Genomic DNA, 16,939 nt, shown 5'->3' with positions numbered 1-16,939 from the left:
AACAGGCAACGATATTTTTAAACTTGTCAACGGCGTTTTTATATAACTGCCCGGAATTTGTATTCATAGTCAACCCACGGGAAGACTGTCCAATTATTTTTGAAATGTCCACCGGAGAAAACTGATGAATATACTACTGACCAACGATGACGGCATACAGGCTGTGGGCCTTCGCGCGCTCTATCACGGCTTGAAAAGGGCCGGAATGAATGTCCAGGTGGTCGCCCCTGTTGCGGAACAATCCGCAGTGGGACACGCCGTATCGCTCTCTTCACCCCTTCGAGTCAAGAAGTTTGAAGAAGATGGTTTTACCGGGCTGGGTGTTTACGGGACTCCGGTAGATTGCGTCAAGCTCGGACTGACCACCCTGCTGGAGACAAAACCGGACATCGTGGTTTCCGGGATCAACAGCGGTGCGAACGTCGGCGTTGATATTCTATACTCAGGAACAGTATCCGCTGCAACCGAAGGTGCGCTGATGGGTTATCCGGCTATGGCAGTCTCTTACGACAGCTTCAAACCGGAAGAACTCACCGATCAGGGAGATTACTGCGCAGAATTGCTCAAAAAAATTCCCTGGGACAGTCTTGGCGATAAAACCGTTGTTAATCTTAATTTTCCGGCAGTTCCGGTAAAGGACGCCGAAGAGCTTAAAATCTGCCGCCATACACGTGTTTCATGGCAGGACTGGTATGAAGCACGCGAAGACCCGCGCGGACACAAATATTACTGGCTGAACGGTGTTATGCCCAAGGAAAAGATAAGCCCTGGCACAGACAGGGATCTGCTGACCAAGGGCCACATTACCATGACACCACTACATTTTGATTTCACCGATCGGGAAGCAATTGCAACTCTGGAGCAAAGCTTCGGTATATAGTTCATAACTTTTTAAAGAGTATATGGACATTTTGTTTCTTGATAGGATATATAGAGTGTATTTGGAACCAATTTGCGGCAACTGCAACTGAATAAGGGAAGTATGGCTGACACGATATACTGTCTGCCAGATAAAAATTTCAGGAAAAATGCCGCTTCATCATTTAAGTATAGTTATCCACTAAGGAGGATTACATGCCACTAGTTTCGCCCAAGGAAATGTTCGAGGGAGCCTATGCCGGCGGCTATGCCATTGGCGCGTTCAACGTGAACAACATGGAGATCATTCAGGGAATCATGGAAGCGGGTAGCGAGGAGAACGCTCCCCTCATTCTTCAGGTTTCCGCCGGTGCTAAAAAATATGCCGGTTTGGGCTACATCATGAAACTCATGGAAGCTGCACTGCTGGATACCGACCTTCCGGTAGTGCTTCATCTCGACCACGGCGCAAACTTTGAAATCTGCAAAGAAGTAATCGACGGCGGATTCACATCCGTAATGATCGACGGCTCACATCTTCCTTTTGAGGAAAACATCGCTGAAACCAAGAAGGTTGTTGAATATGCCCACGAAAGAGGCGTATGGGTTGAAGCTGAACTTGGACGTCTCGCCGGCGTAGAAGAAGATGTTGTTTCCGAAAAAACCATCTACACCGATCCTGACGAAGCAGTTGAATTTGTTGAGCGCACAGGCTGCGACTCCCTCGCTATCGCCATCGGCACCAGCCACGGCGCATACAAGTTCACAGGTGAAGCAAAGCTTGATTTTGACCGTCTTGATAAAATCGCATCTCTGCTGCCCAACTACCCCATCGTTCTGCACGGCGCATCCAGCGTTGTTCCTGAATTTGTTGCCATGGCGAACGAATTCGGCGGCGACATTGCCGGAGCTAAGGGTGTACCCGAAGATCTCCTGCGCAAAGCAGCTTCCAAAGCAGTCTGCAAAATCAATATCGACACCGACATTCGTCTTGCAATGACCGGTGTTATCCGTAAATTCATGGCCGAAAACCCCACCGTATTTGATCCGAGGGGTTATCTGGGTGCATCCCGCGAGGCCGTTAAGGAAATGGTCCGCCACAAGATTATCAATGTGCTGGGCTGCTCCAATAAAGCATAATTTTTACAGGCCGTTATTTTAGGGAATTAACGGCCTGTATAATATAACCAGGGACCCGCATCTTTACAGATGCCAAAGGGAAGAATGTCTCAGGGCTTGAATACGCCGCAACCAGGGAAAAATCGCGGCTCAGGAGTGTTTAAGCCCCTGAAATTTTGAATATAACCGGACAAGCTAGGGAAGCTGTCCGGATTTCGAGATTTCTTAGACAGAATAAGGAGAAAACAAGCAATGGCTGTAAAAGTAGGTATTAATGGATTTGGCAGAATCGGGCGCTACCTCGTCCGCCTGATTCACGACAGTAAGGATTTTGATCTTGTTGCTATCAACGCCCGTGCATCAAACGAAGACCTCGCTCTTCTTTTCAAGCACGATTCCGTTCATGGAACTTTCCATGCTGATGTAGAAGCCAATGATGACGGTTTCACCATCAACGGCAAGCAGATCAAGGTAACCAGATGCGCTCCCGGTGAGTGGATCTGGAAAGACCTCGGCTGTGACATGGTTGTTGAAACAACAGGTAAATTCCGTGACCGTGCAAGCTGTGAAAAACACATGGCCTGCGGTGCGAAGAAAGTTATCATCAGCTCCCCCGGAATTGATTCCGACACCACAATTGTTATGGGTGTGAACGATGGTGACATTAAACCGGAACACAACATTATTTCCGGCGCATCCTGCACCACCAACTGTCTTGCCCCTGTTGCCAAAGTCATTAACGATGAGTTCGGTCTTGAACGCGGTCTGATGACCACTGTTCACGCCTACACCATGAGCCAGAGGGTTCTGGACGGTTCCCACAAGGATATCCGCCGCGCCCGTGCCTGTGCTGTGAACATGGTACCCACTACCACCGGCGCAGCTAAGGCTGTAACCATGGTTATTCCCGAACTGAAAGGCAAACTGGACGGCATGTCCATCCGCGTTCCCACACCTAACGTCTCCCTTGTGGACCTTACCTGTGACCTCGGTCGCGAAACCACTAAGGAAGAAGTTAACGCCGTGCTTGCCAAAGCTGCTAACGAGCACATGGGCTACACAGAAAAGCCCCTCGTTTCCACCGACTACCTTGGCGATACCCATGGCGGTGTTGTTGACGGCCCTCTGACCGAAGTCATGGACGGGAAAATGCTCAAGCTCATCATCTGGTACGACAATGAAGCCAGCTTCACCAACCAGCTCGTCCGTTTGATGAACAAAGTAGCCGGAATGATGTAATAGCATTCCCACCGCAATGAAAAATCCCTCTCAGTTCTTACGAATTGAGAGGGATTTTATCTTTTATATTGCTGCAGCTTGTATGTGCATCCAATCATAATTCTTGGCCAATCCCAGACTTGTCCAGCCTTCATCAGTCCAAATTTCCCACCATTTATCGTATTCCGGCTGAGCAAATACAGCTTTGTCACGGCCCCATGTTCGCCGGTTGCGGTCAGGATCATAATCAACCGCAATACCCCAACTATGTGTTGAGAAACGGCTGCCCTGCCTTATTCTGCGCACATTTAAACAACCGCCCCATTTATCGAGGTTTAACTCTCGGATGCGGTCATATCCATAATGCTCGAATACCCTATGCAGCACGCGCTCAAGGCTGTCATGAACTTTTTCATGGCAGAAATATGAATTAACGACTTTGTCGGGATTCCATGCCAGAATATGCGGATACGGAAGATGGAGCCGGACTTGGTTTTGGCCGACTTTGCCATAGAATTTATATAAATCTTCTTCACTTTGCGAAGGCCATTTAAGTGGACCATGAGCAGTACCGTCCGCAGAATCGAAATGAAATTTAAGTTTACGGTACATTGCATCTGTTTCATCAGTCCACCGGCCATTAATTACTACCGGACTGGAAACTTTTCCCATCAGCATCTGCAAATATCCGGCAAGACATTCGCGCCGGGTCCAGTCATGCCCGATGACTGCAAAACTACGCAAAGCTTCCATGGTTTTAGGGCCTGCAATACCGTCACAAGCAAGGTTAAATCCGTCTTCGTTCAATCTCTTTTGTACAAACTTGACTATTTCCCTATTCATATCTCCTCCGTTACTTAAACGCCCAACTAAGTTATTGTCAGCTGGATTCAAAACAGGAAACGAAACACATTTATACACAAAATAACAACAAAAGAAAGCTGATTCAAAATTAAATTCATATAATGCAGTAAAAAAACACCAGCAATTCATCCAAATTGCCATTGACTTGGCAAATTGAATAACCTTCTGGATTTGTGTCTAATTTCATAGTATTTGAGTAGTATGTTTGATTCTGACGGCCGACAATTTAAAGCCGATAATAAAAAATTCCTTTTTGACTCTCTGCTCTTCTGTTTAATTATAAGTTGTTTCTGCTACCTTTTATATAAGGGCACGGAATCACTTGGCTATAACTGGCAGTGGTTTCGGGTTCCGGGCTTTTTTTTCAGCTTAAACGAAGGGAAGTTTATTCCCGGACCGTTATTGGAAGGACTTGGCGTTACCCTTGAGATAACGGGGTTAAGTTTTGTGCTGACCTTCATCATCGGACTGGGAACTGCAATTATGCGCTTATCCGGTTCATTCACCGCGAAAGCCATTGCCCGTATCTATCTGGAAATAATCAGAAATACCCCTCTGCTGATTCAACTCTTTTTCATCTACTTTGTAGCTGCTCCCATTATCGGCATTAACGGATTCTGGGCATCAGTTATCGCTCTCAGTCTTTTTGAAGGAGCCTATGCATCTGAGATTTTCAGGGCCGGGATAACTTCCATCGACCGGGGGCAGTGGGAAGCAGCCTTCAGCTTAGGGGGCGACAAGAAATTCGCCTATATAAATGTGATTCTTCCACAGGCTGTACCACGTATCGCCCCTCCCCTTGCAGGACAGGCTATTGCCCTTGTTAAAGATTCAGCACTGGTCAGCACGGTCGCCATCTACGACCTGACCATGCAGGGGCAATCAATAATATCTGAAACCTTCCTAACTTTTGAGATATGGTTTATTGTTGCAGCCGTATATCTTTCGATTACGCTTTTGCTCTCTTGGGTATTGGACAAAACCGCCCGCAAGTTCAAAAGCGAATGGTAATTCAAGTATTAACTATCTGGAGGAAAAAATGACCTTATGGAGAACCGTTACCGTTGGTATTACTACCGCGATCCTGATTATGGGACTCTCTTCCGCCGTCTGGGCCGGAGATGCAAGACAAAATCTTTCGCAGGACAGCACCCTTGAAAAAGTCCTTAAACGTGAAACTCTGAGAGTTGGCTTTTCCACATTCAAGCCATGGGCTATGAAAGGTAAAAATGGCGAGTTTATCGGTTTTGAGATCGATGTAGCAAAACGTCTGGCCTCGGATATGGGTGTGAAAGTACGCTTCATTCCCACCAAATGGGACGGCATTATCCCTGCCCTTCTCACCGGTAAATTCGATATAATTATCGGCGGCATGGGCATCACCCCTAAACGCAATCTCAAGGTCAATTTTTCCGATCCTTATGAATTCAGCGGAATGTCCATCGTTGCCAATAAAGATGTGGCTGCCGGAAAATCTTCGCTGGCTGACTTTAATAACGCTGAGACCCGTGTGTCCGTACGTCTCGGCACCACAGCTGAAAAAGCAGCTAAAAACTTCCTTCCTAAAGCAAAAATCCTTAAATTCAATGATGAAGCAGCATCTATTCAGGAATTGCTCAATGGAAAGGCTGCCTGTCTCGTAGCCTCCAACCCTCTGCCCGAAACCCTTGCCAAAAAATATCCCGGCAAGCTTTACCTGCCCCTGCAAGCAGATTTCACCAGTGAACCCATCGGCTTCGCAGTTCGCAAAGGTGATCCTGACTTCCTTAACTATCTGAATAACTGGATCAGGGTCTGCAACTCCGAAGGCTGGCTTGAAGCCCGCTATAACTACTGGTTCAAAACTGAAGACTGGAAGTCGCAGGTAGAATAAAAACACCACATAAGACATGCAAACAAACTTCTCTCATGACACAAATGTCGTGAGAGAAGTTGTTTTATAGTGTTTTACATCACTTTAACGATTCTAAAAGCGACATATGTGTCTTTTTTATAGACCACTTTCAGTATTTTAAAATATATCTTACAATGATGATGACCCATTCTAAATTATGCTTTCTTTTCGACTATGACAGCAACATCTCTCGAGGAGAAAAAGCGTATTTAAAACATCGGAGGTTACGATGAAATTATGGAGAAATCTCAGTGTAAGTGTTGCAGTGGCAATTCTAGCAATCAGTCTTGCTTTCCCGGCTTTAGCTGATGACATTGGGCGAGATTATTCAAAAGGGGACACCTTTGGTAAAATTCTCCAGCGTAAAAGCCTCAATGTTGGAATTTCAATCTTCGAACCATGGGTCATGAAGGATCAAAATGGTGAGTATATTGGATTTGAAATCGATGTAGCCAAGCGACTTGCTTCAGATATGGGCGTGCAAGTGAATTTCGTGGAGACGGATTGGGATACTATTATTCCCGACCTGATTGCCAACAAATTCGACATCATAATATGCGGTATGAATATGACCCCTGAACGAATTCTCAAAGTCAATTTTTCTGATCCGTATGAATTCAATTCAATGTCAATTGTCGCCAATAAAGATGTAAAAACTGGCAAAATGACCCGCGCGGACTACAACAACGCAAACGTTGGTCTGCCGCATCTATCAGCACTGGAAGATTTCAATAGCCCCAAAATTCGTATAGGAGTCAGGCGCGGCACAACTGCTGAAGATGCGGTTAAAAACTATACCCCTAAGGCTAAGGCTGTTGTTTTTGAGAATGAAGCAACTTCCATTCAAGCTTTATTGAACGGTGAAGTATCATGTCTTATGCTCTCACAACCTTTGCCCAAAATGCTTGCTGAAAAATATCCCAAGAAATTGTATCTGGCCTTGCCGTCAGGATTTGCCCGTGAACCCAGCGGCTTCGTTGTACGCAAGGGCGACCATGACTTTTTAACTTACCTGAATAACTGGATAAGGATCTGCGATTCTAACGGATGGCTCAAAACCCGTTACCATTACTGGTTTAAGAGCAGTCCGTGGAAACTCAGATAAAATGATTTTATAAATGTTCGATTCACAAAACAAAATCTCCTCCCGCGATATTCTGCTTTTGACATGTATCATGGGAGGAGTTCTTTTCACCTTCTGGCATCTTGCCCAAGGCCTTAACTACAATTGGGATTGGTCCGTAATTCCAGACTATATTGCCCGTTACGATAGCAACTCGGGAGACTGGAGAGCGGGCATGCTCACACAGGGACTATTGGTCACCCTGCGTCTATCACTCTGGTCTATTCTGCTGGCACTCGTAGCCGGAACAATAATGGGCATGTGGAGAGTAAGCCCAAGACCATTGCTGCGCATGATTTCCAGCAGTTATGTAGGGCTGGTCCGCAATATTCCGCCACTGGTGCTCATCTTTATTTTTTATTTCTTCCTCGGCGATCAAATAATGCAGGCAACCGGGATAACCGAGCTTTCGTACTCTCTTGATGATAGTACTTCACCGATTTTAACTACCCTTTTCGGCCCTGTTGAACAGCTTCCGGCATTTCTGTCCGGAGTGCTGACTATGGCATTATTTGAGGGGGCATACATAACTGAAATTGTCCGGGCTGGAATAGAATCCATTGATCAAGAACAGTGGGAGGCTTCTGCTGCTCTTGGTTTTAACAGACGCAACCAACTGGTACATATCATCCTGCCGCAGGCGTTTTCGCGGTCCCTGCCGCCACTGGCCGGACAATTTATCTCAACGATTAAAGACTCTTCCATTGTCTCTGTAATTTCCATTCAGGAACTTACATTTGCCGGACAGGAACTGATGTCTGCCACCTACAGGACCTTTGAAATCTGGAGCCTGGTAATCATTATGTATTTTATACTTACTTTTCCGTGTTCAATAGGAGTTCGTAAGCTCGAAATAAAAATGAACAGTCACAACGGAACGCATCATTGATGAACCAGAACGGATTGTTCTGCTACACAAATACTTCTGGGATCAGGTCCTTCACCAAAAATGCTTCCTTGCAAGAAGTAGTTTCTAACCTGATCTGTTATCCCCATAAATGCCTCCACAACAACAGGGTCGAACTGAGTACCGGAACAGGCCTGAATTTCGTCAATGATTCTATTGAACTCTATTGCTTTACGGTATGGGCGATTACTGGCCATTGCTGAAAGAGTATCAGCAACAGCAATAACCCTTGCCCCGAAAGGAATCCTTTCACCTTTTAAGGCATAGGGGTAACCTGCTCCATCGAATCTTTCATGATGATGAAGAATCATACCGGGAATGCGGTTCAGTCCCGAGACTGTAGCGACAGGCTTGACAATTTCAGCCCCCATTGCCGGATGTTTCTTGACTATTTCATACTCTTCCAGAGTCAACCGGCCTTCCTTTTTAAGAATTGAATCAGGAAGGCCTATCTTACCGATATCATGCAGATGCCCGGCAATATGCAGCAGCTCACATTCTTGGTCGTTTAAGCCAAGCTGTACACCCAATGCCTGCGCCACAACAGCAACTTCTTCTGAATGTGAGCAGGTATAATGGTCTTTGGCATCAATTGCATTACCTAAGGACTCTGCAAACTGATGGACCGTCATACTAGCTACATTATTATCGTGTTCTTTTTTTTTATCTAAATAATTAATTATTTTTCTCATGGATCACCATTAGCTATTCATAATTTGTAAGCGATGAACTGAGAGCGAGACTATTTTAATCGAAAATGATTGTCAATTGCATTTAAATTAAACTTTTCAAGATAAAAAATAATCTAAAATAAATCATTTATAAATTTAAGCTATCGTCGTGACAAATCTCCCATAATCCCTATTGAAATACAGACATCTACCTGAAATAAGGCAATTAATTCACACAAACGTAACCTTCAGGACATCGCAATGTCGTCTTTATAAACATAAGTTGCCTCCAACTAAGTCGAGGAGGAGTCTTATATGTCTCTGAAATTAAAGCTGATTACATTCTGCGTTGCCATCGGCCTGATTCCGCTGATAGTTGTCGGAACCTTAAGTGTTAACATGGCGTCAAATGCATTATCTTCCCAAGCATTCGGACAGCTAGAGTCTGTTCGCGACGCTAAAAAGAAAAACTTGCAAGATCTCGTAAACAAATGGTTTCACGAAGTAAAACTCTTCTCCAACGTGAAAGAAGTATACAATGCAGTAGGCCTGATCGGTGAATATGCTTTAGAATATGAAATTCCGGGTCAACCCTTGGACGTTGCTTCGGATGAATATAAGGAAGTTCATCAATACGCGGCAACCCCGTTTATTCCATTCGTCGAAACCCTAGGTTACGATGATGCAATTCTTATCAATGATTATGGACGGGTTCTATTCTCCATAAAAAAAGAAAAAGATCTCGGAGCGGACCTCAAAAAAGGAAAATATAAAAACACCAACCTCGCCCGGGCTTTTGAAGAGGCAGTGAAAGGCCAGATTGTTTTTGCAGACTTCGAACCCTACGCGCCCATGGGCGGAGCTCCGATTGCTTTTATTTGCGCCCCTGTTCGCTCTCATGCTGGAGATATTCAGGGCGTTGTGGCCTTACGAATCCCACTTAAAGAGATCAACTCCATCATGACCCTGCGTACCGGTATGGGAAAAACCGGAGAATCATATCTTGTTGGTCCGGACCTACTGATGCGTTCGGATTCTGAGCTTAACCCAGACCGCAGTGTAAGCAGTTCTTTCAAAAACAAAAAAAATGTAGAATCCAAAGCAGTCAAATTAGCCTTAGAAGGAAAAAGCGATACAGACATTATAGAAGACGTTAACAATACCGATCAGCTTGTCGCCTACACTCCTCTTGAAATCGGCAAAACCCGCTGGGCCCTAATTTCTGAAATTCACAAGGAAGAAGCCTTTGAAGCTGTAACAACTCTCAGGACTTTCGCCCTGATCATTTCTGGAATCACAGCTATTCTTGTTGTGCTGGTTACACTTGTTTTTCTGCGCAAATCTATTCTCGGTCCCCTTGAACGAATTGAAATATTCGTTACATCCATTGCCGGCGGAGATTTTAAAGCCAACCTTGAGGGTAAATTTAAAAGTGAAATCAAAAAACTGGCTGATGGAATTCAGGTTATGGTCGCAGAGCTGAAAAACAAGCTCGGGTTCTCGCAAGGTATGCTGGACGGTATGACAGTCCCTTGCCTCATCTCTGATACTGAAGCCAATATCTCATACATCAATCAACCGCTTTGCGAACTGCTGGAAAGCGGTAAATCCTGCGAGAGCTGGATCGGCCGCCCAGTGAAGGACCTTTTGCAGGCTCCTCCAGGAGAGAAAGGAATCCTGACCCGCTGTCTCGATGAAAGGCATCCTATAGTTAATATTGAGCGGCGCTTGAAAACCAAAAAAGATAACTACCGCGATGTTCGCATTGATGCCGCCCCGCTCTATGATCTGGATAATGAACTGATTGGCGGATTCGCTATCATTATTGACCTGAGTGACATGAAAGCAAAGGAAGAACAGATCAACGACCAGCACAAAGTCATGGTTGAAATCACCGAAAAAGCACAGTCTATTTCTAAATACCTGACCAAAGGTGCATCCGAGATTGAAACACAGGTTGATCAGGTTTCTTCAAACACAGAAAAGCAATTTGACCGTATTGAATACTCATCGCAGGCAATTACTGAAATGAATCAAACCCTTCTCAATTCTGTAACCAATGCTGAAAATGCAACGGATCAAGCCAAGCAAACCCGTGCACATGCTGAAGACGGCATGCAGACCATGACCGAAACCAGCGTGGCGATAGATCAATTGCAGGCTTTGTCCGACACGGTAAAAGCAAACATGCACCAGCTAGGTGAACAGAGTCAGTCCATCGGCGGAATCATTGGAGTAATCAACGATATTGCCGACCAGACTAACCTGCTGGCACTAAACGCTGCAATTGAGGCCGCTCGTGCCGGTGAAGCCGGACGAGGCTTCGCGGTAGTTGCTGATGAAGTGCGCAAACTGGCAGAGAAGACAATGCAGTCGACACGGGAAGTGGAAGAAGCAATTAAAGCTATCCAAGAGTCTGCGCAGTCAAATATCGAGAATACAGACCAGACAGTTGAAGCGGTAGAACATGCCAGCAATTTGGTAGAAAAATCGGTGCAGGCATTTCAGGAAATTTCAGGAATGTCTGTAGATACCGCTACTGAAATCGAGAAAATAGCTCAAGCCACAGACCAGCAATCTGAAGCTCATGACCAGATCCACAAGAGTGTGGAAGATTTAAAAATGCTGGCAGGTGACACCAAATCAGACATGCAGGAATCAGCCAAGTCCATCACTTCATTGGCAAGGACAGCGCAAGAACTGGAAAAACTCATCGAAAGGCTCAGCAATGCTGCCGGAATATAATACGATCTAAACTCAACCAAACAAAAAGTCGCCCTGCTCCATTCGGAACAGGGCGACTTTTAAAATCTATAACAATGAGAACTAGTCCAGCGTCATACTTGCCATGATCGCTTCAAGGCGACGGGCTTCGCTAGCCAGAATTTCTTCATCAAGCTTTTGCGAGGTAACCTCAAAAGGTTCTCCCAACAAGACTTTGCATGGCATGAACGGCTTAGGCAATTCAAATTTGTCCCAAGACTTCTCAAAAACAACAGGTTTTGAAGGATAAGCCCTCATAGGAATGATAGAAGCCCCTGTTTTCTGGGCAATTGCCAGAATTCCGGACTTTACTTCATGGCGCGGTCCTTTGGGACCATCCATGGTGATAGCGCCGATCTTACCTTTCTTGCGCATGATCCGTGCTACTCCGAGCATGGCTTTCAATCCGCCGCGAGTGGAAGAACCACGTGCAACTTCATAGCCGATACGCTCAAGCACTTCGGTTATGATCTGCCCATCTTTACTGTCGCTAGCCATAGTTACCAACGGCAATTTTTCCAAAAATCCAAGACCGATCAGGCTGAACAGCTCATTATGCCACAAAGCCAACATAAGCGGCTTGCCCTGTTTGTGCGGTTCGATGATATTTTCATATCCTCTGATATCAAAACGCATGGAACGCACCCACCAACGGTAAAGAAAGGCAACCTGCGGTGCGAATATGACCGGATCAATCTTGATTTTCATAACTAAGCGTTATCCTGAAACTGCATGTTATAAAGCTTGATGTACAGCGGACATTTTTCCAAAAGCTTCTTATGGCTGCCTTTGGAAACAATCTTGCCTTTTTCCATGACCACGATCACATCAGCTGAAAGTACAGTGGAAAGCCTGTGAGCGATAACAATACTGGTTCTGTCTTTCATGAGATTTTCAAGGGCCATCTGTACAATGCGTTCCGCTTCGGTATCAAGGGCACTGGTGGCCTCATCAAGAATGAGCAGCGGAGGGTTCTTGAGCAATGCACGAGCAATAGTCAGACGCTGTTTCTGTCCGCCGGAAAGCCTTACTCCGCGTTCACCGACCATAGTCTCGTAACCTTCGGAAAGCTTTTCAACAAACTCATGAGCATAAGCATTCTTTGCACTCTGCTGTACATCTTCAATAGAAGCATCCTGACTTACATAGGCAATGTTATCACGTACAGAAGCATTAAACAGGAAGGTTTCCTGCGAAACCATACCGATATTCAAACGCAGAGACTTCAAGGTATACTCACTGACCGCCCTGCCGTTAATTGCAATAGAACCTTCGGTGGCATCGTAAAAACGGGGTATCAAATTCACCAGAGTTGTTTTGCCAGATCCACTGGGACCGACAATGGCAATCTTCTGCCCTGCTTCAACATCAAGATTAATATTATCCAGAACAGTTTTTTCGGACGAAGGATAGCTGAAGGTCAGGTCTTTAATTTCAAGCTTTTTGAAATCCTGTTCCCACTCTACGGATCCACCCTGCTCAACATTGATTTTCGGAGAATCAAGAATCTCAAAGACCCTTTCCGCACCGGCGAGCGCTCGCTGAATGGTGTGGTTAGAGGTGTTCATTTTCTTGATTGGCTCATAAAGCATTACCAGCGCGGCAATGAAAGAAAAGAAAGTACCTGGTGTAGAGTGACCTTCAATTACCTGCGAACCGCCGTACCAAAGCACAAGCCCAATACCGATGGCCCCGACAATCTCCATGATACGGGAGGAAAGCTCACTGTTCAGGACTTCTTTGATAGCAATCCTGACCAAACGACCGTTCTCTTCTTTGAATTTTCCTGTTTCACGCTTTTCGTTAGCAAAGGCTTTAATAACCTTTACCCCGCTGAAACTTTCTTGCAGCAAAGCGTTAATATCCGAAATTTTGCTTTGGTTCTTACGGCCCAGCTTACGAAGCTTGCGACCAAAATAAAAAAACGGGAAAATTGCCAGCGGCAAAACCAGAACTGCAAATGCAGCCAGATATGGATCGCGATAAAAAACCAAACCGATCAAACAGATGATGGTGCAGGCCTCGCGAATCATCATAATAAATGAAGGAAGGCTGGCCCGGATTTCAATAACATCGTTCAGAATACGGGACATAAGCATACCCACCTGACTTTCTTCAAAGAAATTCATGGGCAGGCATATAATTTTATTAAAAAGATCGTTTCTGAGACGTTCAAGCACCAACAGACCGGTGCTGTTCATCAAATAAGTCTGTAAAAACCTAAAAACACCTTTGATCAACATGACCAGAACAAAAGCGATTGGGACCAGCTTAAGAGCCTCGCGGTCCTTATTGATGAAGATATCATCCATCGCGGGCTGGATCAGGTACGCGGTCGCAGCAGTCGCTGCTGCAACGATTGCCATAGATACAAATGCAATGAAAATCTTGAACTTGTACGGTCCGAAATATGAAAGACATCTCTTAATAAGATGTTTGTTTTTCAGATAGCTGTATTTTCCGCCTTTAGGCAAATTAGAACTCCTTTATTGTGGCTGAACGCCGATTGCGCTTTTTCCTTACTTCTCATTGGCTTCAATCGCAAGTGTCTATTCTGCTAAGATAGATCTGACTGATCACTTTAGAGCTTTTCCATTGAATAAATCAATTTGACCACAAATTTGCCCCTGTTATCTTTAAAAAAATAGAAGGAGATTTTAAATGTCAGTAAAAATAGATTGCAAAGGTTTACCCTGTCCACAGCCCGTACTCAAATGCAAGAATGCTATTGAATCCGAAAATCCCGCAAAAATCAAAATCACTGTCGATAATGAAGCGGCAAAAGAAAATGTCTCCCGTTTCATGGCCACCAAAGGCTATGAAGTCAGCGTAAAGGAAAAAGACAACCTGTTCGTAGTCAAAGGAAAGAAAAACATTTCAGCTGAACCCTCCGCTGAATGCGAAGTGTGTGAAGTCATGAGCGCTGAAGAACTTTCCAATGTAGGAAGCAAGACCCTCGTTTTTCTGAACAGCGATGTTTTAGGCAGCGGTGATGATAAACTGGGTGCCGGTCTGATGTTCAACTTCCTTTCCACCCTGCCCGAGCTTGGTGATTCCCTCTGGAGAATCATCATGGTTAACGGTGCGGTAAAACTGGCTACCGAAGGCAGCAAATGCCTTGAAAAACTACAAGACCTTGAAAAAGCAGGCGTATCCATTCTTGTTTGCGGAACCTGCCTTGACCATTTCGACCTCCTCGATAAGAAGAAAGTAGGCGAAACCACAAACATGCTCGACGTAGTCACCAGCATGCAGCTTGCCAGCAAGGTTATAAAAGCTTAAGAATGCCTCCGACGGCTGGGGAAAGGAAACTTTTGGAAAAAGCTTCCTTCCCCAGACCCCATCCCTTCAAAACTTTTTAATAAGCTTTGCTACCGGCAACTTATATTTCTTGCTGGGTTAAAAGTTTTGCTACAAACAGGGACTGCACTCTTTAACGCTTGAGACCAAATGACTGAAAAAACAACAATCAGACTCAATAAATATATTGCTTCTGCGGGGATAGCCTCCCGGCGCGGAGCGGATGAACTTGTCCAGAAGGGCAAGGTAAAGGTAAACGGTGAGCTTGCGGATTCTCCCGGTATTCAGGTTGATCCTGATAATGATCGTGTGGAAGTCAACGGCAAGCTTGTTCAGCATGACGAAAAGTCCAAAGACCTCTACATTCTGCTGCACAAAACCATCGAGACCGTGACCACAGCTAAAGATCCGCAAGGCCGAAAAACTGTACTCGACCTGTTACCGCCGGATGTAATCAACCGCAGGGTCTTTCCTGTAGGCAGACTCGACTTTTACTCTGAAGGCATGCTCCTGCTGACCACTGACGGTGAACTCTGTAACCGCATGACCCACCCTAAGTGGCACCTGCCCAAAATTTATCACGTGACCATTCGAGGAAAGCTATCCGAAAAAGAACTCTCCGTCATGCAAAACGGCATGTACCTAGAAGACAAAGGAGAGCTTCTCGCTCCGGTAAAAATCAAAGCTATTTCTGAAGTTGGTGAAACCACCAAATATGAGATGGAACTGCGCCAAGGCATCAACCGCCAGATCAGGCGCATGTTCGGTGAATTTGATAAGACCATCCTGCGACTCAAAAGAGTTCGCCAAGGACGAATTGAATTGGGCGCCCTAAAGCCCGGAAAATGGCGCGAGCTCTCGGCAAAAGAACTTACTTTATTGAAGAAAGATTTAAAAATGAAGTAAATTTGCCTCCGGCGGCTTAAAGCCTTTTAGTAAGGCTCCGCAACGGAGTTGCTGCAAATCAGAACTAAATAAAAAAAGCCCGGATTTGATAATCAAATCCGGGCTTTTTTCGTGCAGTCTTAACTACTGATTCTGCGTATTATCTTCCACATTCACTCCTTGAGGCGGAGTAAACTGGAACTGCGCATCATCAACTTCGGGGTCAATTTCGATATTGTCCATGAAGACTTCATTTCCATTACCGTAAAAGTCGACCACCAACACCTTGCGCATCATTTTCTTCTCCGGATCAATCCACGCAAAGGCAAGCACCATGCCTGTTTCGGGCTCAAGGGGCAACAGTTTAAGCTTGATCAGCCCGTTGTCTTCACCCTGATTCTCGACCACGAAATCTTCTTCGAGCTTGGCCTGCCCGGAGATAAACTTGATCATGGTTTTAGAATTAAAAAGCTGCTGAGTACGATACTTAAGAGCCAATTCGTCTTCTGGAAAATAATCCCAGACAGTTGATTCACCCACTATCAACAGCTCCGGTTCCGGCTTAATTGATTCCCAACGAAGCAATGAGGGCTGCTTGAAAGTAATTTTACCGGAACGGATATCCTGTTCCTTACTTGCGGCATTGGTCAAAGTCTGAGTAAAATCAGCTTTGAAAGTTTTAATTGAATCGTATGTTTTCTGAATCTCGGTAGTCAGTTCATCTGCCAAGGCAATTGAGCTGAATGAAATCAAAGCCGAGATAACAAGTATTAAAATCCTGAATCGCATTATTCTCCTCGTGAATTCGGGTTCATCTACAAAACAGTCTTTAACTCTTTTGGATTAATTATGAAAGTACAACCTGTATCACAAATTTCCCGCAGACTTATCGAAGCCGAGCTCTACGACGAACTCTATGCAACCATGAGCGAGCAGTTCGGCAAAGAGCAAGCCCTGAAAGTCATAACCGAAAACCTGCAAAAATCAGCCCGTAAAGCGGGACAATCATTTGCAGCATCCGTAGATACACCAAATCTTGAGCATTTCGCAACTGTAGTTGAGATATGGAAAAAAGATGATGCCATAGAGGTTGCAGACATCTCAATTAACGGCAATGAATTGACAATCAAAGTAACCCGCTGCCGCTATCAGGAATCCTACCGAGAAATGGGTTTACCGGAAGAACTCTGCACCCTGCTCTCCTGTTCCCGAGACGAGCCTTTTGCCAAAGGCTACAGCGATAAACTGAGCATGATTAGAGAAACAACCCTCGCAGAAGGTGGAGACTGTTGTCCTTTTAAATTTATCTGGGGTTAGCCCACAAAAAAGACCGCAAT

16 protein-coding genes are annotated in these 16,939 nt (G+C 45.2%); 11 read left to right on the top strand and 5 right to left on the bottom strand.

Translation table 11 applies throughout. The features are described 5' to 3' along the window. Nucleotides 1-124 precede the first annotated feature (124 nt). The 3 genes from surE to gap all read left to right on the top strand — a co-directional run bounded on the left by surE (nt 125) and on the right by gap (nt 3,216). Nucleotides 125-880, top strand: coding sequence for a 5'/3'-nucleotidase SurE (gene surE, locus DESAL_RS09580; RefSeq protein ID WP_015851789.1), 756 nt, complete (start codon nt 125-127; stop codon nt 878-880). Between the two features lie 194 nt (nt 881-1,074). Next, the gene (fba, locus tag DESAL_RS09575) at nt 1,075-1,998 is read left to right on the top strand and encodes a class II fructose-1,6-bisphosphate aldolase (RefSeq protein WP_015851788.1); all 924 of its coding nucleotides are present in this window, start codon (nt 1,075-1,077) and stop codon (nt 1,996-1,998) included. Between the two features lie 231 nt (nt 1,999-2,229). Further along, nucleotides 2,230-3,216, top strand: coding sequence for a type I glyceraldehyde-3-phosphate dehydrogenase (gene gap, locus DESAL_RS09570; RefSeq protein ID WP_015851787.1), 987 nt, complete (start codon nt 2,230-2,232; stop codon nt 3,214-3,216). 63 nt (nt 3,217-3,279) lie between these two features. On the opposite strand, the gene DESAL_RS09565 is transcribed toward gap, so the two are convergent. After that, complete coding sequence (locus DESAL_RS09565) at nt 3,280-4,038, bottom strand: M15 family metallopeptidase domain-containing protein (protein ID WP_015851786.1); 759 nt, start codon at nt 4,036-4,038, stop codon at nt 3,280-3,282. A gap of 423 nt (nt 4,039-4,461) precedes the next feature. Between DESAL_RS09565 and DESAL_RS09560 the strand changes: the two genes are divergently transcribed. From DESAL_RS09560 to DESAL_RS09545, 4 genes are all read left to right on the top strand, one after another. Further along, nucleotides 4,462-5,070, top strand: a complete 609-nt coding sequence (locus tag DESAL_RS09560; RefSeq protein WP_342626822.1) for an amino acid ABC transporter permease — start codon at nt 4,462-4,464, stop codon at nt 5,068-5,070. Between the two features lie 28 nt (nt 5,071-5,098). Next, complete coding sequence (locus DESAL_RS09555; protein WP_015851784.1) at nt 5,099-5,932, top strand: transporter substrate-binding domain-containing protein; 834 nt, start codon at nt 5,099-5,101, stop codon at nt 5,930-5,932. Between the two features lie 250 nt (nt 5,933-6,182). Beyond that, nucleotides 6,183-7,058, top strand: a complete 876-nt coding sequence (locus tag DESAL_RS09550; protein WP_015851783.1) for a transporter substrate-binding domain-containing protein — start codon at nt 6,183-6,185, stop codon at nt 7,056-7,058. 13 nt (nt 7,059-7,071) lie between these two features. Beyond that, entirely contained in the window at nt 7,072-7,965 is an 894-nt protein-coding gene (locus DESAL_RS09545) for an amino acid ABC transporter permease (protein WP_015851782.1), read from the top strand. On the opposite strand, the gene DESAL_RS09540 is transcribed toward DESAL_RS09545, so the two are convergent. After that, a complete protein-coding gene (locus DESAL_RS09540) occupies nt 7,959-8,675 on the bottom strand; it encodes an HD-GYP domain-containing protein (protein ID WP_015851781.1) in 717 nt (238 codons plus the stop codon). The two genes, DESAL_RS09545 and DESAL_RS09540, sit on opposite strands and share 7 nt — an antisense overlap. A gap of 294 nt (nt 8,676-8,969) precedes the next feature. Between DESAL_RS09540 and DESAL_RS09535 the strand changes: the two genes are divergently transcribed. Next, nucleotides 8,970-11,399, top strand: coding sequence for a methyl-accepting chemotaxis protein (locus DESAL_RS09535; protein ID WP_015851780.1), 2,430 nt, complete (start codon nt 8,970-8,972; stop codon nt 11,397-11,399). Nucleotides 11,400-11,480: 81 nt separating this feature from the next. Here the strand turns inward: DESAL_RS09535 and DESAL_RS09530 are convergent, their stop codons facing one another. Together DESAL_RS09530 and DESAL_RS09525 are read right to left on the bottom strand one after the other, a co-directional pair. Beyond that, nucleotides 11,481-12,125: a lysophospholipid acyltransferase family protein gene (locus DESAL_RS09530; protein WP_015851779.1), complete on the bottom strand. Its 645-nt coding sequence runs from the start codon at nt 12,123-12,125 to the stop codon at nt 11,481-11,483. 2 nt (nt 12,126-12,127) lie between these two features. Next, nucleotides 12,128-13,891: an ABC transporter ATP-binding protein gene (locus DESAL_RS09525; protein ID WP_015851778.1), complete on the bottom strand. Its 1,764-nt coding sequence runs from the start codon at nt 13,889-13,891 to the stop codon at nt 12,128-12,130. Between the two features lie 187 nt (nt 13,892-14,078). Between DESAL_RS09525 and yedF the strand changes: the two genes are divergently transcribed. Together yedF and DESAL_RS09515 are read left to right on the top strand one after the other, a co-directional pair. After that, nucleotides 14,079-14,699, top strand: coding sequence for a sulfurtransferase-like selenium metabolism protein YedF (yedF, locus tag DESAL_RS09520; RefSeq protein ID WP_015851777.1), 621 nt, complete (start codon nt 14,079-14,081; stop codon nt 14,697-14,699). 168 nt (nt 14,700-14,867) lie between these two features. Further along, a complete protein-coding gene (locus tag DESAL_RS09515; RefSeq protein ID WP_015851776.1) occupies nt 14,868-15,623 on the top strand; it encodes a pseudouridine synthase in 756 nt (251 codons plus the stop codon). 123 nt (nt 15,624-15,746) lie between these two features. Here DESAL_RS09515 and lolA read toward each other — a convergent pair whose 3' ends face one another. Next, nucleotides 15,747-16,391, bottom strand: coding sequence for an outer membrane lipoprotein periplasmic chaperone LolA (lolA, locus tag DESAL_RS09510; RefSeq protein WP_015851775.1), 645 nt, complete (start codon nt 16,389-16,391; stop codon nt 15,747-15,749). Between the two features lie 60 nt (nt 16,392-16,451). Between lolA and DESAL_RS09505 the strand changes: the two genes are divergently transcribed. Continuing rightward, nucleotides 16,452-16,919, top strand: coding sequence for an L-2-amino-thiazoline-4-carboxylic acid hydrolase (locus tag DESAL_RS09505; protein ID WP_015851774.1), 468 nt, complete (start codon nt 16,452-16,454; stop codon nt 16,917-16,919). Nucleotides 16,920-16,939 lie beyond the last annotated feature (20 nt).

This window comes from Maridesulfovibrio salexigens DSM 2638 (assembly GCF_000023445.1).
GTDB classification, from domain to species: domain Bacteria; phylum Desulfobacterota; class Desulfovibrionia; order Desulfovibrionales; family Desulfovibrionaceae; genus Maridesulfovibrio; species Maridesulfovibrio salexigens.
This window is presented reverse-complemented; position numbering and strand designations above follow the sequence as displayed.